This is a genomic window from Lyngbya confervoides BDU141951 (genome assembly GCF_000817775.3).
Lineage (GTDB): Bacteria > Cyanobacteriota > Cyanobacteriia > Thermosynechococcales > Thermosynechococcaceae > Lyngbya > Lyngbya confervoides.
The window spans coordinates 34002-53640 of the sequence record NZ_JTHE03000013.1 but is presented as its reverse complement, the minus strand read 5'-3'; the positions used below and the strand labels follow the sequence as shown (position 1 = coordinate 53640).

At 57.3% G+C, this 19639-nt stretch carries 15 protein-coding genes; 6 read left to right on the top strand and 9 right to left on the bottom strand.

Annotation, left to right across the window (positions count from 1 at the left end; translation table 11 throughout):
- Nucleotides 1-2: 2 nt before the first annotated feature.
- Nucleotides 3-1385 (bottom strand): SLBB domain-containing protein, encoded by a 1383-nt coding sequence (locus QQ91_RS01980; RefSeq protein WP_166279339.1) that lies wholly within the window; start codon nt 1383-1385, stop codon nt 3-5.
- A 245-nt stretch (nt 1386-1630) separates the two neighbouring features.
- On the opposite strand from QQ91_RS01980, the gene QQ91_RS01975 reads away from it, so the two are divergent.
- Both QQ91_RS01975 and QQ91_RS01970 read left to right on the top strand, forming a co-directional pair.
- Entirely contained in the window at nt 1631-2602 is a 972-nt protein-coding gene (locus QQ91_RS01975; RefSeq protein ID WP_166279336.1) for a UDP-glucuronic acid decarboxylase family protein, read from the top strand.
- 80 nt (nt 2603-2682) lie between these two features.
- Nucleotides 2683-4095 (top strand): UDP-glucose dehydrogenase family protein, encoded by a 1413-nt coding sequence (locus QQ91_RS01970; RefSeq protein ID WP_166279423.1) that lies wholly within the window; start codon nt 2683-2685, stop codon nt 4093-4095.
- Between the two features lie 133 nt (nt 4096-4228).
- Here QQ91_RS01970 and QQ91_RS01965 read toward each other — a convergent pair whose 3' ends face one another.
- From QQ91_RS01965 to QQ91_RS01950, 4 genes are all read right to left on the bottom strand, one after another.
- Nucleotides 4229-5026 (bottom strand): glycosyltransferase family 2 protein, encoded by a 798-nt coding sequence (locus tag QQ91_RS01965; protein ID WP_166279333.1) that lies wholly within the window; start codon nt 5024-5026, stop codon nt 4229-4231.
- Between the two features lie 6 nt (nt 5027-5032).
- Nucleotides 5033-6244, bottom strand: a complete 1212-nt coding sequence (locus QQ91_RS01960) for a glycosyltransferase (RefSeq protein ID WP_166279330.1) — start codon at nt 6242-6244, stop codon at nt 5033-5035.
- Between the two features lie 47 nt (nt 6245-6291).
- The gene (locus QQ91_RS01955; RefSeq protein WP_236096036.1) at nt 6292-7419 is read right to left on the bottom strand and encodes a glycosyltransferase; all 1128 of its coding nucleotides are present in this window, start codon (nt 7417-7419) and stop codon (nt 6292-6294) included.
- Nucleotides 7420-7649: 230 nt separating this feature from the next.
- Nucleotides 7650-8714: a glycosyltransferase family 4 protein gene (locus QQ91_RS01950; RefSeq protein ID WP_166279325.1), complete on the bottom strand. Its 1065-nt coding sequence runs from the start codon at nt 8712-8714 to the stop codon at nt 7650-7652.
- Between the two features lie 178 nt (nt 8715-8892).
- On the opposite strand from QQ91_RS01950, the gene QQ91_RS01945 reads away from it, so the two are divergent.
- The 3 genes from QQ91_RS01945 to QQ91_RS01935 all read left to right on the top strand — a co-directional run bounded on the left by QQ91_RS01945 (nt 8893) and on the right by QQ91_RS01935 (nt 14486).
- Nucleotides 8893-9387, top strand: a complete 495-nt coding sequence (locus QQ91_RS01945; protein ID WP_166279322.1) for an ATP-binding protein — start codon at nt 8893-8895, stop codon at nt 9385-9387.
- A 91-nt stretch (nt 9388-9478) separates the two neighbouring features.
- Nucleotides 9479-10822, top strand: a complete 1344-nt coding sequence (locus tag QQ91_RS01940) for a glycosyltransferase family 4 protein (RefSeq protein WP_166279319.1) — start codon at nt 9479-9481, stop codon at nt 10820-10822.
- A gap of 28 nt (nt 10823-10850) precedes the next feature.
- The gene (locus QQ91_RS01935) at nt 10851-14486 is read left to right on the top strand and encodes a response regulator (RefSeq protein ID WP_166279316.1); all 3636 of its coding nucleotides are present in this window, start codon (nt 10851-10853) and stop codon (nt 14484-14486) included.
- Between the two features lie 129 nt (nt 14487-14615).
- Here QQ91_RS01935 and QQ91_RS01930 read toward each other — a convergent pair whose 3' ends face one another.
- From QQ91_RS01930 to QQ91_RS01920, 3 genes are all read right to left on the bottom strand, one after another.
- Nucleotides 14616-15950 (bottom strand): ABC transporter ATP-binding protein, encoded by a 1335-nt coding sequence (locus tag QQ91_RS01930; RefSeq protein ID WP_166279313.1) that lies wholly within the window; start codon nt 15948-15950, stop codon nt 14616-14618.
- Nucleotides 15951-16039: 89 nt separating this feature from the next.
- Nucleotides 16040-17032 (bottom strand): pentapeptide repeat-containing protein, encoded by a 993-nt coding sequence (locus QQ91_RS01925; protein WP_166279310.1) that lies wholly within the window; start codon nt 17030-17032, stop codon nt 16040-16042.
- A gap of 13 nt (nt 17033-17045) precedes the next feature.
- A complete protein-coding gene (locus QQ91_RS01920) occupies nt 17046-17852 on the bottom strand; it encodes a hypothetical protein (RefSeq protein WP_166279307.1) in 807 nt (268 codons plus the stop codon).
- A gap of 111 nt (nt 17853-17963) precedes the next feature.
- Between QQ91_RS01920 and QQ91_RS01915 the strand changes: the two genes are divergently transcribed.
- Nucleotides 17964-18497 (top strand): hypothetical protein, encoded by a 534-nt coding sequence (locus tag QQ91_RS01915; protein WP_166279304.1) that lies wholly within the window; start codon nt 17964-17966, stop codon nt 18495-18497.
- Here the strand turns inward: QQ91_RS01915 and QQ91_RS01910 are convergent.
- Nucleotides 18494-19498 (bottom strand): CsgG/HfaB family protein, encoded by a 1005-nt coding sequence (locus QQ91_RS01910; protein ID WP_166279301.1) that lies wholly within the window; start codon nt 19496-19498, stop codon nt 18494-18496. The two genes, QQ91_RS01915 and QQ91_RS01910, sit on opposite strands and share 4 nt — an antisense overlap.
- Between the last annotated feature and the right edge of the window lie 141 nt (nt 19499-19639).

Below are 19639 nucleotides of genomic sequence, written 5' to 3'. Positions count from 1 at the left end.
AATTAGCGATTGCTTCCGGAAGAGGGCAGGATTAGATCCAGAATGCCCAGAAAGGGAACCGTGCGATTAATCGGTCCAATAATTCGATCTAGAAAATCGCTGTAGCGGGCGATCGCCGATCGGCCCACCAAAACCACATCTCGATGCTTCAAAATGGGGTTTGCCTCAACGCCCACGGGCTGGGACCAGTCCACCTTGATTTTCTGGCGAAGCACGCTGCCATCATCGTGGGTGCGCAGCAACTCCACGGTTTTCTTTTTAGCGCGGCTATTAAATCCTCCCACCAGGAGTAAGGCCTGATTGAGGGAGGTATGGGTCGGAGCTTTAATTAAGCCAGGCTGGAGCACTTCGCCGAGAATGCCCACCTGCATTTCATCGGGGGAGATGTTGGCAGATCCAAGCAGTTTGGCCTCCTCAGGCTTGATCGTGGCCTGGGGAAGAACAATTCGATCGCCGTTGCGCAGCGAAATATTTTGGGAAAGGTCCGCCTCCTGAAACAGCGCCATGAGGTTCACCTGAATTTCCTGACTTCCGCCCGTCGGATGGTGGCGATAGACTTTAACGCTGCGCAGATCCGCCTCGCTAGCGATGCCTCCCGCCATTTTTAGGGCGTCCGTGAGGGTAGGGAGCTTTTTATCCAGCACCGGAATATCGTAGGCACCGGGGCGATTAATTTGACCGGCGATCGCCACCTTTAAAGGACTTGAGGCCAGCAGCTGCACGGTGACATCTGGATCTCGCAAGATATCCGTCTCGACATAGCGCTGCTTTACCGCGACTCCAGCTTCCTTTAGGGTCATGCCCCACAGGGCCATGGGACCGGCCACGGGAAGATTGACGGTGCCATCGCTCATCAACACATGTTCAGTGGTAAATTCCGGAATATTGGCGATAAAAATGGAGATGCTGTCTCCAATCGATAGACGATAGTCATCGGGAGCATAGGGATTCACCAGTGGGGGAACCGTGCCCTCTGGGGGGGAGATGGCCTTTGGGACAGACTCCGGGGCCGATCCGCTGGGTATGGGCACCGGTATGGTGTCTTTGATCCTGCCCTCTGCCGCTGGTGGCACCGGGGGCGAGGGGGCCACCGCAGCGGGCTCAGATCTCGATTCTGGCAGCGCCGATTCCGGTGAGGATTGACCTGCCTTGGCGGGGTGGGGGGGCGGGGAAACGCGCTGCGGGAGCACTGGCAGGGGAGAAGGATCGGGTGTCGGCCAGGTGCTAGGATCGCTAGGCATCAGGCTGGGAAGCGGGTTGGCGGCGGGATTGGCCTGAACTTGTTGGGGAGCGGTGTTTGAGAGCCAGTAGGCGCAAAGGAGAAAAATTGGTCCGTAGAGAGGCAAGCGAAGCCCGAGGATAGCCTGTTTGAAGGTCAAAGACATAGAGAGACTCTGTTCAGAGAACTTAGCGCAGACAACACCCTTAGAATTCCCGCGATCGCGAGCTAGCTGACAAGGGAACCCGTAATCCTACGGACGACGTCTTTGCAGGGTTGGGTTTAAGCTAACCGGCAAGGATCACCCACCCGGTTCTCGGCGCCCCAAGATTGACGCTGGAAACCGATGCAGTATGATTCCAATGGGGCAATACAACGCGTGGCATTAGACTTAGCATTAGACATTAACCTATGAGAATTCTAGTAACCGGGGGAGCTGGATTTATCGGCTCCCACCTGATCGATCGCCTGATGGAACAGGGCCACGAGGTTCTGTGTCTAGATAACTTTTTTACGGGGCGCAAAGAAAACGTCCTCCACTGGTGGGGATCTCCTAACTTTGAACTGATTCGCCACGACATTACTGAACCTATCCGTCTGGAGGCGGACCAAATTTACCATCTGGCCTGTCCGGCTTCCCCGATTCACTATCAGTACAATCCCGTCAAAACCATCAAAACCAATGTGATGGGAACCTTGAATATGTTAGGGTTGGCCAAGCGAATTAAGGCAAGATTTTTATTGGCCTCCACCTCGGAGGTTTACGGCGACCCCACGGTGCACCCCCAAACCGAAACCTACTGGGGAAATGTGAATCCCATTGGGATCAGAAGCTGCTACGACGAAGGCAAGCGCGTGGCCGAAACCCTGTCCTTTGACTACCACCGTCAGAATGGGGTCGATATTCGCGTGGCCCGCATCTTTAATACCTACGGTCCGCGGATGCTGGAAAATGACGGTCGCGTGGTGAGCAACTTTATTGCCCAGGCCCTACGCGGCATCCCGCTGACGGTCTATGGTTCCGGGGATCAAACCCGCAGCTTTTGCTATGTCTCTGACCTCGTGGAGGGCCTGATGCGATTGATGAACGGAGACTTCATCGGGCCGGTGAACCTGGGTAATCCTGAAGAATACACGATTTTAGAGTTGGCCCAGTCGGTTCAGGCCCAAATTAATCCGGAGGCCGAAATCTCCTTTAAGCCTCTTCCTCAGGACGATCCCCAGCGTCGGCGTCCCAACATTGAGCGGGCGCAGCATCATCTGCACTGGCAGCCCACGGTGCCCCTGGCCGAGGGACTGCGCATGACCATTCAAGATTTCCAGGCGCGGGTCACGCCTGCCGGACCGGCCACACCCAATCCGGCTGTCCTAATGACTTCGTAAGAGGGTCCCTTTGGTGGAAAGGATCCTTTTGGTATAGTTGGAAAATTTATTGGAACTACTATGAATTGGGAGAGGAAATGGTGAAGGTCTGTGTAATTGGAACGGGGTATGTTGGATTAGTGACCGGTGCCTGTCTGGCGCGGATCGGCCATCAGGTGATCTGCGTGGACAACAACGAAGCCAAGGTCAAGCTCATGCAGGCGGGTCAATCTCCCATCTACGAGCCTGGACTGGCAGAGATTTTGCAGCAATGTATTGCTGAGCAGCGCATTGAATTTACCACCGACCTGCAAGCGGGAGTCAATCACGGCGATATTCTGTTCATTGCGGTGGGCACCCCAGCGCTTCCCAACGGCAAAAGCGATACCCGCTACGTTGAGGCCGTAGCCCGAGGGATTGGAGAGCATTTAAACGGGGGATACAAGGTTATCGTGAATAAATCCACCGTGCCCATTGGATCTGGGAATTGGGTGGAGCGCTTAATTTTAGATGGTCTTAAAAAGACCCATTCGGCCCTGACAGCGGTGGGGGCTGAGGTCCCGGCCAGCGACGGAGGCAAGATTGCGGAGCCGGGATCTCCAGCACTGCCGGAATTTGACGTGGTGAGCAACCCGGAGTTTCTGCGGGAGGGATCGGCGGTGTACGATACCTTTAATCCCGATCGAATTGTGTTAGGGGGGAATTCCGATCGGGCGATCGCCCTGATGCAGCAGCTCTACGACCCCCTGGTTCGGCGTGAATTTAGCGATGACTCCGAGGCTTCCCCGGTGCCGGTGGTGGTGACGGATCTGGCCTCAGCTGAAATGATTAAGTATGCCGCCAACTCTTTTCTGGCCACTAAAATTAGCTTCATTAACGAGGTGGCAAACATCTGCGATCGCGTGGGGGCCGATGTGGTGCAGGTGGCCAGGGGCATCGGTTTAGATTCGCGCATTGGCGATAAATTTTTACAGGCTGGCATTGGCTGGGGCGGCTCTTGTTTTCCCAAGGATGTCTCCGCCCTGGTGAATACGGCTGAGGATTATGGTTATGAGGCTCCGCTGCTGCGATCGGCGGTGGAGGTCAACCAGAAGCAGCATTTTGTGGTAGTTGAAAAGCTGCAGCAAATTCTCAAGATCCTCAACGGGAAAACCGTTGGCCTGCTGGGGCTAACCTTTAAGCCCGATACCGACGACATGCGCGATGCTCCTTCCCTCAAGCTGATTGAAAAGCTGACCATGCTGGGGGTGAAGGTGAAAGCCTTTGATCCAATTTTGTCCCAGTCGGGTCAAAGCCATACCCTGGCCAATGTGCTCATCGAGTCCGATGTGGAACGCCTCGCCGAAGGCTGTGATGCCCTAGTGCTGGTTACGGATTGGCAGCAGTTTCAAACCTTAAATTACCCGCGCCTGGCGGCCCTGATGACCCACGCTATTCTTGTGGATGGCCGCAACTTCCTCGATCGCAGCACCCTGGAGGCGGCTGGATTTCACTATACCGGCGTTGGCCATTGAAAAATTAACTGAAGTTCATCGAGGCGTAGGTCAAGACAAATCTAAGGAAAGCCTAAACACTTCCCCCGCCATCTAGAGATTATCAAAGCACAACTGGCCTGGTTTCCCAGGCCGGTTGTTTGTAATCAGCGCTCTAGGCCAGTCTTGGCGGGGAAGCTTGCAAGCTCCCGCCTTGCGTGTCGGTTTCAATTAATTTGATGGAGAGCCAGATTTCAAAGAAGACTCGCTGAAAGGTGTAGTACCAGCCAGCTCGTCCATCTAGGAGCGCTTGCTTGAGAAACAGGCAATAGAACAGGATGACTAAAGGACCCAGGACGCGGGTCTGCCGGATGCGATCGCCCCAGCTTAGGTCAGACCAGGACGTGGATTGTAGCTTTTCCACCTCTAGATCCACGTAGCGCTGCTGCGCCCAAACCCAGCGTGCGAGAGGTTTGCGATCATCGTGGAAAATATGTGCTTGCAGGGCGCCAGTGGTGCCCCGCACCGTCAGCAGCTGGGTATGGCCATCGTCGATGTAGGTTGAGACCGCCTTGCGGAAGAGGGCCACCCGTGGAGGCAGCAGAGTGCCGCGCAACGGGCGTCCGAAGACACAATAGTGGAAGGGAATGGCAAAGGCATCGAGGGGCGTCTTCTCGGATAGCTGGGCCATCTCCTGGATCAGGGGTTCGCTGAGGACGTAGTCTGCATCCAGGGATAGAACCCACTCGGTGTCCACCTGCTCCAAACCATAGTTCCACTGACGGGCGTGGGTATCGAACTGGCGCTGGAGAAGGCGCACTTGGGGATAGCGATTGGCGATTTCCAGGGTGGCATCCTGGCTAAAGCTGTCAATGATCAGAATTTGTTTGGCCCAACCCAGCTGGTCCAGGGTCCGTTTCAGGTTTGGCGCTTCGTTATAGGTCAGAATAACGGGGGTAATTGCATCAAGCATGGGATTCTAAGCCATTGAGGGGATAGGATTGGACGGGGAGGAGGTGGCCAGGTGATAATGACGCTCCAGCTGTTCAGCCACGGATTGCCAGCTATAGTGGTCCTGCACCACCTGCCGGGCGCGATCGCCCTTCTGTCGCCGCAGGGCGGGGGACCCGATCGCGGCTTGCAATGCGGCGGCAATGGCCGGGACCTGCATCGGGCAAACCCAGCCCAGGTCATGCCGCTGCACCAGATCCGCCAGGGCCACCCCTGGCGTGACCAGCACAGGGGTCCCGGCGGCCAGGGCTTCTAGAACCACAATTCCAAAATTTTCGGAGTGGGAGGTCAGCACAAAGACATCGGATCCCTGCAGGAGCTGCTGCTTTTGTGCCCCGCTCACAAAGCCCACGGAACGCACCTGGGCAGTTAATCCCTGGGCCGCCACGAGCGACTGAATCTGGGCTTCGTATTCCGCCTCGCCGCTGCCGGCTATGACCAGGGTGCAGGGTTGACCCCTCAGGGTTCCCAGGGCCTGAATCAGGGGTTCTAACCCCTTCTTTGGATGGATTCGAGACAGGAACAACAGCACCGGCTGCTGGGGGGGCAACCCCAGGCTGGCCCGCAACTGCTCCCTTGCCTCAGCCTGGGGCGGGGCCACCTTCAACCCCAGGGGAATCACCCACTCCGGAGCTCGAATCCCTAGCGATCGCGCCTCTTGCCGCTCCTGCTCCGCTGTAAAGTGAAGGCCGTGGCTGTGGTTGAGTAGGGGTTTGATGAGCTTAAGGTAGTGCTGCTTGCGACCTGCTCGCTGGGTCAAGGACCAGGCGCAGAGGCTTCCCAGGGGCCGCACAATGTAAGGAATGTGTAGCAGTCGCGCGATGGCCATGGCCGCCACGGAGGGATAGGAGAAAATTGCATGGCTATGAATCAGGTCATAGCCTCTTCCCTGTTCCAAGAGAAACCGGGTCAGGGATGCGGAAAGGGTGAACTCCCGCAGGGCCGCTACGGGGGATTCATGGCGGGGAAAGCAATAGACCGGCACCGGGTCTCCAGAGGGGAGGGGATAGTCATAGCGCTGCCGCAGGGGCAGGGATAGGGTGTCATTGCCGTGATCATTGGTGGTGGCAATTTCGGCCTCAATACCTCGCTGGCGCAGGGTTTGCACCATTTCTAATACGGCTTGGGTGGGTCCCCCGCGCAGGGGAGAAATTGAGGGAATAACGTGGAGAACTTTCATCGGGTCCTGGGCAAATGGGGCGAAGGAATTCAGGAGGGATTGCGGCCTTAGCTGGCCCATTGGGCCAGACCCGGATCGGGCTGGGGGGCTAGCTGGCTCAGTTCACCCAAAAGGTTCTGACGAAACTGGGCCTTGCCGTAGGTGCCAATGACCGCCTGTCGCAGCGCCTCGGGCTGATACAGCAGGGGATGAAGGCAGCGTTTTTGCAAAATCTGAATCGTCTGCGCAGCGATCGCTGCCACATCTTCAGGATCGACGAGTATGCCGAGTTTGCCGTTGCACACGGCATCTTGACCGCCGTCGCTTGCGCTTGCGAGCACAGGCTTGCCAGAGGCCAGGGCTTCCAGAAACACAATGCCGAAACCTTCCAGCTTGCTGGGCATGGTGTAGAGATCGCAGAGATTATAGTGATCCGGCAGATCCTCATCGGGCACAAAGCCCGTCAGGGTGACCGCGCCCTCGAGCTGGCGTTGGCGAATCTCCGCTGCTAACCGTTCCCGGTCATCTCCATTGCCGACAATTAGGTAATGCACATTGGGAATGACTGCCTGGATAGCTGGAAGCGCCTTGAGAACCTGATCGTAGGGACGAAAAGATTCTCCAGCCGCCAGACGGTTAACCGTCAGCAGAATCGGCTGATCGCGCTGGAGACCATAGCGATCGAGGAGATGTTGGGGCTTTGGGGCAATCTGGAATCTCGAGGCCTCAAAGGTGTTCGGAAAAACGCTCACCTGGTCTGGATTCAGTCCGTATCGTGCAATGAGCTGATTGCGGGTAAAGTGGCTCACCGCTAGGACGCGATCGGCATGGGTCAGAGCGTCGAGCACCTGGGGCTTGCTGATATGCCAGGATTCAAACCCGTGGGCCACAATCCAATAGGGGGTTCCGGTGATCTGCTTGAGACGGCGGGCGACCACCGCCAGATTGAGGTGGGTGGTCAGAATGAGTTGGGGTCGTTGCCATAACCCCCAGCCCATCAGCTGGGCGCCGTAGGTTAGGAAACGAGCCTGACGGGGGACCCGGCCAGCGCAATGATACTGCTGATTGGGGGCCTGACGAGGAGCGCAGCGATCATGAAGGCTAAAGATATGCTGGGGCGTTTGGGGCAGCCCGTCCGCGAGTGCTTCACACAGCAACCGCGAGAAGGTTTGAATGCCGCCTTTAAATTCAAACAATCCTGGCGCCCAAAGGTGAAGGGGGCTCGGGGAAGGGGCCGCTGAAACTATCTGCATTGATGATATCCAAGCAAGAGACAAGGCAAAATTGGCGTAGTGTGGTTGGAAAAAATGGGATTGTAGGGGTGGCTCGCGGTGCAGAGAGGGCGCGACGCAAGACCTCCGGCCCAGAGCCTTCCGCCGGCCTTGAGGCGGAATCCCTTTAGGTGGATCTCTTTAGGTGGATCCCTTTAAGCTGAATAGGAGGTTTGGAGCTTGTCCTTGCGACTGATCCGCAGCAGGAACAGGGTCATTGCCCCCAAAACCAGGGAGGTAGCCCCCAGGCAAAGCCAGCCAAGGCTAGGACGGGTGATCACTAGGCTCCAGCTTCCGGTCCACACTGAGAGCGCCCAGATGTAGCCGGTGGTCATGAGGGGAGAGCACCCCCGAGCCAGAAGCCGGTGGTGCAGATGGCGGCGATCCGGATAGAGGGGAGATTTACCGTTCGAGATCCGGGCAATCATCACCAGGGTCATATCCAGGAGCGGAATACCCAGGATGAAAAAGGGTGCGATCGCTCCCATTAGTCTGGGAGTGCCCATGAGTCCATGGGCACAGAGGGCAGCCAGGGTAAATCCAATCAGATAGGAGCCGCCATCCCCCATAAAAATTTTTGCTGGAGGAAAGTTGTATCGCAAAAATCCCAGGGCTGCGCCGCTCAGGGTCAGGGCCATGGCAGCGGTGACCCACTGCCCCTGAAGCATTGCTGTGATAGCCAGCATTAGGGCGCACAGACCTCCCACCCCACCGGCCAGACCATCCAGGCCATCAAACCAGTTAAGGGCGTTTGCCGTACCGGCAATCCAAAGAATGGTAATCGGCAAGCTCAGCCAGCCCACGGAAACCGCTCCAAACAGGGGGACGGGTAGGTACTCCACCTGTACCCCCAGACCCCAGACCCCCAAGGCTACTAAAACCTGCATGACGAGCCGTGGCAAGGGCGGCAGTTGCCAGATATCATCGGCAAAGCCAATGGCAAAGAAGCCCAAACCGCCTAGCACAATTGCCCAGTCGGCACCCGTGAGTCTGAAGTCGCTATGAATCCATCCCATTCCTCCCAGGACTAGGGTGGCCAGTAGAAGGCCCGCCGCCATTCCCAACCCCCCTACCCGCACGATGGGAGTGCGGTGTACCTTGCGATGGTCGGGCTGGTCAACCCACTGATGGCGCTGCCCTAACTGCATGACCCAGGGAACCCCCTGAAGGGTTACCAGCCAGGCAAGGGCAAAGGGAAACAGCAATAAATAGGTAGTCATAAGGCTTATTTCAAACCGGTCAATCCCAACTCCCCATGGGTCCGGGCTCCAAATTGCGGCTGATTGGCGCGCGGGGCTTGGGAACCTGAAGGACCGCTAAGGGTTGATATCTCTAAGCTGGAAGAGTCCTGTTTGATTTAAAGTATACGCAGCGTATAACTTTGGGTTTTTCCCAGGTATGGTTCGTGATCTTCCCCATCGGCAATTTCAGCAGCGATTCAGTACGGATCTCAATCAGCTTCCCCAGGTTGTGCAGTGGCTTTCCACAGCAAAACCCGCTGACTGTCCCGAGACGGTTTGGCAGCAGGTGAACATGGCCCTGATTGAGGGATTCTCCAATGCGGTTCGCCATGCCCATCGTCAGCTGCCCCCCGAAACCCCCATTGATGTCCGGCTAGCGCTGTTTTCGCAGCGCCTTCAGCTCATGATTTGGGACTGGGGACCGCCCTTTGACCTGGAGGCTGCACTCCAGGGGAGAGCGCAAACCCTGCAGCGGCCTGACTATGATCCTCTGGCACAGGAACGCCAGTGGGGGGTGCAGATTTTCTTGAAGTTACGGCAAGAGTTTGGCTGGAGGATTGCCTTGGGGCGTACAGAGAACGATCGCAATTGTTTGACCTTTGAAAAGCAGTTTGAGGCGCCCCACCGTGAAACAGAGGTGTCGGAGTCTTGATCGGCGCATGAAGACGGTGCTCTCTGGGCTGGGATGAGAGGGATTGGGTAGACCCCACAGGGCGCTTGGGCAGATCTCCTCCGGATGTGCGATGGCCGCAGCACAAGGGCACTCTAAGCTCACCACCGCACCGTTATCTTTTCTCGCTCTAATGCTCCAAAATCCTGAGATCAATCATGATATCTGGACCCAGCAGGCGTCCCCCAGGATTTTATTTCATGTATCTCGTTACTGGCCCGCGATCGCCGGGACGCCTCTCCATACCCGCGAGCTGATCTTTCATCTCAGGGCGCAGAACTACGACCTTGGGGTGATTCGACACACCGCCGATGAGCCGGTGTCGAAGGAAATAGCCTTTGCCCATAATCCCACCCTCACCCTGAGTGATGGCTGCACGCCCATCTACCAGCTTGGCCCTCCATCGCCCTGGCGCTGGGGACTGCAGCAGCTGGCCCAGCGCTACGAGCAGCATCGCTGGGCGCGGTTCTGGTACGGCACGCTGCTGCGGCTGAGTGTCCAGCGACCCATTGCCCGAATTGCCCAGCCCTATGAAATGATCCATGCCGTTTACACGGGGATGACGGCTAGTGTCCGGGCCGCCCAGCGGGTGGCCCACGCTCAAAAAAAGCCGTTTATTCTGACGCCCCTGGTGTATGTGAATCATCTCGATCAACGGGCACCGCGATCGCTTCTGAGTCTCTACCGCCGTTCGGATGCCCTGATTGCCATGACCCAATTTGAGAAGGACTGGTTAATCCGTCAGGGCGTGCAGCCCCAGTTAATTTACGTCTGTCCGGTGGGGCCATTGGTGCGAGGTCCGGCCCGACCCCGCCAATTTCGCCGCCGCTATCACCTTGGCAATCATCCCGTGATTTTGTTTCTGGCAAAACAGCGTCCAGAGAAAGGCTATCGCGCCCTGTGCCAATCGGCTCCCCTCGTTTGGAAACGATATCCAGAGGCCCGATTTGTGTTTGTCGGAACTCCCACCCCGGAATCTCGCCTGTTCTTTCAGACCGTCCAGGATCCGCGCATTCTGTACCTGGGGGATCTCCCCTTAGCCGACCAGGCTTCGGCCCTGGCAGCCTGTGACCTGTTTTGTCTGCCCTCTCTCCATGAAAGTTCTGGGGCGGCCTACGTGGAGGCCTGGCAGTATGAAAAGCCGGTCATTGCCGCGGATCTCCCCGTGATCCGCAGTTTGATTGATCATGAGGGCGATGGATTAATTGTGGTGCCCTCTCCCCAGGCCATTGCCCAGGCTATTCTGCGCTGCCTGGACCATCCAAAATGGCGGCATCAGATGGGATGTCAAGGCTATCGGAAGGTTCGGGCAAACTACGATTGGGACTACATTACCACCCGCATGCTGGATCTGTATTCCACCCTACAGCATCACTATGCAACCGGGCGTCCCCTCTCCCGGACGCGCTCCTGCTAACGTTCTCTCTCAGGACTCCTTAAAACCTGTGCTAGACCCTTCTCCCACAGATCTGCCTCCCACGGATTTAGGACGCCAAAAACTTCGCCACGTCCTCTCGATTCACGACCGTTCTGGCAAAAGAACCGTGGTTCTGGAGGAAGCCACCTACACCATTGGTCGCCATGAACACAATGCGATTGTTTTAGATTCAGCGACCGTGTCCCGGTCCCAGGCCATCCTACTGCGGCTGACCCTTCCGGGTGAGGCCGAGTACCAGTTTCGGCTTCAAGATGGGGATCTCAATGGCAAACCCAGTACCAATGGCACCTGGGTCAATGGGCAAAAGTGTACCCTGCGCGATTTAGTCCATGGAGATGAAATTTTGCTCGGTCGGGATGTCACCGCCAAATATTACCTCCTGGCTAATCTGTCCGACCTAGAGTTTGAAGAGTCCTGCGAAGCCGAGGATTTATCGGGGTTTTTCCAAACCCGGAATCTGCCGAAATCGGCCATTTACAAAACCTCTTTATCCGCCTCAGAAGATGTGCGCGAAGCGGCCCTGATGCGGCTCGCCTCCATTCCGGAGCTGATTCCTAACCCCATTGTCGAAATGGATTTTGCTGGGCAGGTGACCTACGCAAACCCCGCGGCTCACCAGTTAATGCCAGATCTCAAGCAGCAGGGCTGTCATCATCCCTTCCTGCAGGGGGTTGATCGCGTGGAGCAGCCCCAGTCGACGGATACCCTTCGCCGGGAAGTTCGCTGGAACGGGTCGGTGTACGAGCAGCGGCTGCAAATTATTCCCAGCAGTGAGCTGATTCGCATCTTTGCTCAGGATATTACGGTGCAGCGCCTGCTAACCCAGGAACGCGAGCGCCGCGACTGCCTCTTACGTGAGGTGATTTGTGCGCAGGAGGTCACTCTTGAGGAGCGAATTTGTCGCCTGCTGAGGTTGGGCTGTCAGTGGTTTGGGTTTGAGGTGGGAACGCTCTATACCCGCCAGGGACGACAGATTCAAGTATTGGATAGCGTCTCTATGGAGGACGAGAGCCTGGCTCTGCCCCCGGATTACAGCTTTGATCTAGACGGGGCGGAGGCGGAATCGGCCTATCTCAGTGCCCTATTACAGGCCTTTGAAAGTTCCTATCAGATTTTTACCCTGGAACCTGGGCAGTGTGACCCGCGCGATCCGCGTCGGGTTGCCGAAGGGCCTGGCCGTACCCTTTGCGTGCTGGTGGCGCCCGTGGGGCGCGATCAGAAGGATCAAGACTTACTGGAGTTCTGGAGCGATCGCCGGGAGTCGGGGCCGCGGATGCAGCCTAAGGATGGGGAATTGATCCAGATGATGACCCAGTGGCTGGGCAGCGAGCTGGATCGCTTTGAGAGCCTCTATCACGTCCGTAAACAGCTCCAGCAAAACATTTTAATGAAGCAAGTGGTTCAGCAGCTTCACCATAGCCTGGACCTGGAGGAAACCTTCCTACAGGTGGTGAATGTGGTGGGGCTGGCCTTCCAGGTGAGTCGCTGCGTCCTGCATTTCCACGACAAAGCCCAGGCCTTGCCCGTGGTGGCGGAATACCGGGTGGAGGATGTGCGATCGCTGATGCACGGGGGGGCGCCCTGGGAGCAAAGCCCCTACATTCAAAGGGTGATGGCCCAGGATGACGCTCTGCCCGTGGATGATGTGCAATCGGTGCGATCCACCCTGCTGCTGGACTCGGTCTGTGCGCCCCAGCAAATTCGTGCCCTCTTGTCCGTCAGAATTGCCTACCAGGGGAAGGCCCTGGGACTCATTAGCCTCCATGAAAGCTTTAAGCCGCGTGCTTGGAGCTTCGATGAAGTTCGGTTTTTAGAGGCCATTGCGGCCCAGGTGGGGGTGGCCATTGCCCATTCCCTGCTCCTAAAACAGGAGCAAGATACCAAGGACCAGCTGCGCGATCGCAACCAGGAACTACAGGTAGCCATGGAAAAAGCCAGGGCGGCCAACGTGGCCAAAAGCCAGTTTCTTGCCACCATGAGTCACGAAATTCGCACCCCCATGAATGCCATTATCGGCATGTCCGGGCTCTTAAGCGATACGCCCCTCACTCCCCAACAGGCAAGTTTTGCCAAAACCATTCAAGACAGTGGGGAAGGATTGCTGGCGCTCATCAACGATATTCTCGACTTTTCCAAGGTGGAATCGGGGCAATTGACCCTGGATCAGCACCCCTTTCAGCTGCGCTCCATGATGCAGGAGGTTTGCCAGATGCTCGGCTACCAGGCCCAGCAGCAGGGGCTTGCATTGACGGTACAAATCGACCCCGCGCTGCCGGATGGGCTGCGGGGGGACCAGATGCGCCTGCGCCAGATTTTGCTAAATTTAATGGCCAACGCCATTAAGTTTACCGACTCCGGCGGGGTTTCCCTGGCGGTGACGGCCTTCTCCTTCCAGCCACCTCGGAACTTGCATCTGTGCTTTCGGGTTCAAGATACGGGGATTGGCATTCCCGAGCATCAGCAAGGGAAACTGTTCCAGTCCTTTTCCCAGGTGGATGCCTCCATTACTCGTCGCTATGGCGGTACGGGTCTGGGCCTGGCCATTGCGCGTCAGCTGACCCAGCTCATGGGTGGACAAATTTGGCTGCACAGTCAGGGAACCCTCTCGGGCCAGAGTCCGGCGCGCTGGCCAGCGTCCTCTCCCCCCTTCTTTCAGGCCCATGGCTTCGACCCGGATCAAGTGGGCACAGAGTTTTTCTTTATCGTTGCCTTGGAAACGACGTGTGACCTGCCTGAGGGGCTGGGCAGCCAGGCTGCGGATTTGCCTCCGGAGGTTCGACCGGCGGCGGTTCCTGCCGCCCCTCGCCTCCTCGCCTCGCCCGACCTGCAGGGGCTGGAGATTCTCCTAGTGGAGGACAACCCGGTGAATCAACAGGTGGCTACCCTGATGCTCCAAAAAATGGGGTGCCAGGTGACGGTGGCCGGGAACGGCCAGCAAGCCCTGGACCGGCTGGGGCAGTCCTCGTTTCCCCTGGTGCTGATGGATATGGAAATGCCGGTGATGGATGGGCTGAGCGCGACCCGAGAGATTTGCCGGATCTTTCCCCCGGATCGGCGTCCCTATATTATGGCCATGACCGCCTATGCCACTGACGAGCATCGGACACAATGTCTTCAGGTGGGTATGCAGGACTTCATCGCCAAACCCATCCGTTCAGAGGCTTTGCTGAACAAGCTGCTAGAAGTGGTGCGTTCTGATCGGTTTCCCCGGCATCTTTGGCGCTGTCGTTCTACCCTAGAGGATTTAATCATGCAACCGCCCCCTGCTGCTTCCCCGGCTGATCCTTGCCCTCATTGCTTAGATCCCCAGATTTTAGAAGATATTCGCGATCTGGCCGGAGAGGATGCGCCGCTGGTCTTAAAGCAGATCGTGTCTGATTATTTGGACGACAGTCCGGCCCGGATTCAGGCGATTCAACAGGCCATTACTCACCAGGATGCCCAGGCTCTGCGTCAGGCGGCCCATGGCTTGCGATCTGGGAGTGCCAACATTGGCGCTGTGCAGGTGGTTGAACAATGCGCCCTCCTCGAAATCCAGGCTAAGGCCAATGCGCTGGAAGAGTCTGCTGCGGTTTTGGGCCAGCTCCGGCAGTCCTATCAGCGAGTGGCAGAGGTCTTAAGACGCCAGTATTTGTCGGTTTAGGTGTCTCGCTTTAGATTTCTCACTGTTTAGATCTCTCACTGTTTAGGTGTCTCATCGCTTAGGCGTCTCATCGCTTAGGCGTCTCAGCTTAGATCCTTGAGCTTTGGGTAACGGTTGCTCTGGTTTGGATCAGGTCCAGGGCAGGGCCTGACCCGATTGGGCCTCAAAAAAATGGAGCTTGTCAAACTGCAGCCGCAAATGGAGGCGATCGCCAAGGTGCACTTCGTGATCCGGGGTGATGCGGGCATGGAACAGTTCCCGCCCCTCCTCTCCATAGACCTCTCCTGCCCCCAGGGAAAAGCGAATAAAGGTTTCATGGCCCAGGGCCTCCACCAACTCCACTTCAATGGGCAGATGCGCCTCAGCCTCGGAGGCCAGATCCATGTGCTCCGGGCGAACCCCCAAATCTAGCCACTGACCCAGGCGCTGGCCCAAGTGGGCCTGGAATTCGGGCAGATGTAGCTGAAAGGATCGGTGAGAGAGCGTTTGGGAGTCTTTGACTTGCATTCGTAGGAAGTTCATGGGCGGCGAACCAATGAAAGCGGCCACGAAGCGATTGGCTGGACGGTTGTACAGCTCCAGGGGGGTGGCTAGCTGCTGAATCACCCCGGCGTTCATCACGGCAATGCGATCGCCCATGGTCATGGCCTCGGTTTGATCATGGGTGACGTATATGGTCGTGGTGCCTAACTGCTTCTGAAGCCTCACAATCTGGGCACGGGTTTGTGCCCGCAGCTTGGCATCCAGGTTAGAGAGGGGTTCATCCATCAAAAACACCTGGGGATTTCGAGCCATGGCTCGTCCCAGCGCCACCCGCTGTTTTTGCCCCCCCGAAAGCTCCTTAGGAAAGCGCTTGAGCAGGCCCTCAATCTGTAGCATCCCCGCCACCTGCTGCACATGCCCCGCAATGGCCCGTTCGCGAGCCGATTGATATCGAAGGGATCTGGGTAGTTTTCGGGTGATCACCATCAGGGCATTTTCCGCCCACTGCTGCCCCGGTAGTGCGCCCTTCGGTGCACCCAGTCCCTTGAACCCGGTGCGGCGCAGACCAAAGGCCAGGTTGTCATAGACCGTCATGTGGGGGTAGAGGGCATAGCTCTGAAAGACCATGGCAATGTCTCGGGCCTTGGGGGCAAGATCATTCACCAGGCGATCGCCCACCCGAATTTGCCCAGCGGTGGGCGTATCAAGCCCGGCAATCAAGCGCAGCAAGGTGCTTTTTCCACAGCCCGACGGCCCCACCAGCACCATGAACTCCCCATCTTGAATTTGGAGCTGAATATGCTGCAAAATCTGCACCTGGCCCTTTCCCTGAGTCCCAGGAGAAGCAGCCTGGGCGGGAGAGGTCTTGGCGGAGGATCCCGCACCGGGCAGACCGGGTTCCACCCCAGAAAACTCCCCTGAGGGTTCTCCTCGCCGAGCTGGAAAGCTCTTGCAAATATCCGTCAGAATAACTTGAGCCAAGGCAATTGTCTTCCCGAAACACCGCGTCAGGCTAGGGGATCTAGGGATCAGTGAATAAGGTCTATCTAGCCTTAATGAAATATACCTGACTAACTGCGGAGCGTACCATCGGGCATGATCGTATCTTGCCAATGCACATCCACTAAGATCGCGCTGCTTAAGTCGGCCTGGTTAAAGTTAGCGCGCACGAGGATGGATCCGGTTAAATTGGCTCGGGCCAGATAGGCTTTGACCAGCGTTGCCTCGCTCAGATCGGCCCCCACGATCTGGGCGCGGCTGAGGTCGGCGCGGGCTAGTTTTGCCCCTGAGAGGTTGGCTTGGGTTAAATTGGCCCGCAGCAGATTGACTTCACTGAGAATGGACCCGGCCAAACAGCTGCCACTGAGATCACTATCGCTCAGGATACAGCGCTCCAGGTTTGTGTCTCGGATGTTGGCTTGGCAGAGCTGACTCTCGCTCAAGTTGACCTCTGCCAAGGTGGCTCCAGTGAGGATAGCGCCGCTGAGGTCTGCCATGCGCAGGTTGGCGCCCCGCAGGTTGGCCCCGCTCAGGTTGGCGCCCCGCAGGCTGGTGCGTGATAAATTGGCGTGACGGAGGTTGGCCCCCTGAAAGTCCGCATCGTCCATCACCGCTCCACTCAGGTTGGCACTGTCCTGGCGGAGGTCGGCGGTGAAGTTGGCCCGGCGGAGGCAGGCTCCGCTTAAATTGGCCGAGCTGAGGTTGGCCGAACGCAGATCCGCCGCAATGAGGTTGGCATCGGTGAGATCGGCAAAGGCAAGATTGGCCTGGGTTAAGTTGGCCCCTTGCAGGCTTGCCCCGTGGAGAGAGGCATCGCGCAGATTGCTCTCTCGCAGATCGGCCTGGTTGAGGTTCGCCCCCATGAGCTGGGCATAGCGCAATTGCCCCTTGTGGAAGTTGACGCGATTGAGGTAGCTCAGCCGCAGGTTAATCCCAGTCAAGGTGGCCTGCTCAAAGCTGGCGTTAATCAGATCTGCCTGAGGCATTTGGGCACGGGGGAGATGGGCACCGGCAAAATTGCGATCGCCCTGAGAATATCGTTGAAGGATGGTTTCCGGTGACATCAGCGGGAGGAGTTCAAAGCGTTGAGCAGCGGCGGGGGAAAGGGGGGGGGCCTATCACCGACATCATGAGACAGGTGTGATCCTCTGTGAGGGTAGACTGGGCGCTCCTAACCTGTGCGTCCCTAACCTGTGCGTCCCTAACCTGTGCGTCCTCAGCCTGCGCCTCAGGTTGGGACTGAGATCGAGGCGAGGAGACTGCCGGAGCCAGATGGGGGCTCAGGATGGAACTGAGGGTTTGGATGAGTTGAAGCTGTTCAGCATAAGGTCCAAACAGCGATAGGTGGGGAAGACGCTGGCAGGCGTGACGCAGGCTTGAGGGGGTTGGAAATCGGATCATCACCTGCTGGCAGAGCTGATCGAGGGAATATGGTTTGAGGGCCTGTTCAATCTGAGGGGGAGTAAGTTGGGGCAGTTCAGCCTGGGATGGTTCAGGCCCCTCTCGATTCTCCTCGCTCACCTGCATCAGCCCGTAGAGCAGAATCTTGGCCTTATAGGGATTGAGTCCCTGATGCAGCGCAAAGCGAAGCCCAAAGTGGTCTAACTCGCTGGTGGGCGGTTCAGAGGAGGGCTGAAGCGCTCCCGTAATCAGGTGTGCCAGCTTTAGATAGGTTTGGGGCTTATTCAGCTTCATGGCGCTTTGGATCAGCCGGGACTCTATATCCTCGGGCGTTTGCTGCATGAGTTCCTGGCACAGCCCCTGAATGGAATGATTCATCAGCATGGAATCATGAGTGACCCAATGCTGATGAACCACGAAATAGAGCAGCTTCAAGATGCGGGATTTTTCAGGATGAATGTCTAGATCAGCAATCAATGCCATCGCCCAGAGGTCCTCATGGTAGGCACAATATAGGTTAGGGTGCCCTTGGAGGAGTGGACTTTTGACCTGTTTTCTCGAATCTGCCCTGTTTTCTGCATTCGGAGTGTGACGATGACCGACTCTGCCCGCGATCGCCTTCTCCCCTTCAAGCCCACCCCGGATCACCCTGGCTCGGTCCGGCCCGCCCATGGGGAGACTCCGACCCAACCCATTGCGGCGGAGGTGATGGATGAAGCTGCCTATCGACAACAGCAGCAGTACAATCAGCAGCAAATTGATCAAGATCAGGCGGCGCGGGCCAGGGCGAGAACCCTTCTCCGTCGCTGTCGAGAGGGATTTGTCCCTAACTTAATCCACCATCCCAGCTTTTTACCCTACGATGGTATCCTGGCCAGCAAAGCGATTATTCGTCTTCTTGAACTCAGTCTGCATGAAGACCAGCGCTGTGCGCTGGGAGCCCATCAGCGCTGCCCCTTTTCTCGGCCAGAGTCTTACAGAACGGCCCAATCCTGCGGTCGCCGGCTCCACGAGATTGGCGGCATCGATCTCATGCAACAGGTGCTTCAAGACTGGATTCCGGCCTTTGACCAACCCGATCTAGAGCGGATCTGGGTCGGGATTGGTCATTGGCGCAAGCAGCCCTAGTCAATTGCCTTAGCGATGTCGCCCACTCGGAACCCAGACCCTGACAGTACTTTACCAATGGAGGAGTCGGGGTCAACTTGGGTCAACTGGACCCGGCCCACGGGCTCTGTGAGCTGCCGGAGAAATTTTCCGGTCACAGGATCCTTAATCTCCTTAATCACGCGCTCCACAGAGACAACCATGCCTGGCCGAAAGCCGTGGTTGCCCCCCTTATTGAGCACCACCATGCCACCGGTGACGTCAGCGATCACCATTTGGCTCACCGGGGATGGGGTGGCACTGGCGGCTAATCGAGGCGAGAAGCGGGCAAGCTGGGTGACAATTTCTCCCACTGCCTGACTGGAAGCTTCGCCCAGCAGACGGTCGGAGCTATCGGAGTTGGAGTCGATACCGATGCCAAAGATACGGCCGCCACCATCGCTCTTATCCGCTTCTCCGGTACCCTCTGCGGAAGCCAGAATTTCTCCAGTGGCCGTGCTGACCAGGCGGGTGGCTAGCTGCACGCGGGCCACCTGCTTCTGTTGCCGCCCGCCTAACCCAAACAGGCCAGACAGGCTGCCGCCGCGAGACTGCTCTTCGACGTGAAATTGCGTGATAGACCCGATCACGACTGCATCCACACCTAAAATTCGTCCGATTTGTGCCGCAGTGCTGGGTTCAACCCGGCCACTCTGGCCAAAATTCTGCTCGGCTAGCACGGCTTCCACGCGGCTGCGCTCAATGAGAATGTAGCTGCCTTCCTTCACCAGTTCGTTGGTCAGCAGGTTGCTAATCCCCTTGGAGGCGCCACTTTCGTCGTAAAGGCCATACCGCAGTCCACTTTGACTCACGGTTGCCGTGTCAAAGTTGAGAACGGCAATCCGGGTCTTCTCCTGGGGCTTAATCTGCTCAATCCCAACGCTTCCAGAGCTTTGGGCGATCGCTGCCGGTGAGGTCAGGGCTGAAACTGAGGAGATCAGGGTCGCCAGAAGGGAAACAGGGATTAGAAGGGTTGTTTTCATTGGGATCTATTGGGTTGTCTTCTACAGGGGGGATCCAGGGAACACCAAGGGTCAGATCTACGGACCTGATTCACTCAATTTACCGTTCCAGTGTGGCATTCTCTCCACCCAAACGCTAGAGAATGGAGAGGGAACGTCCTG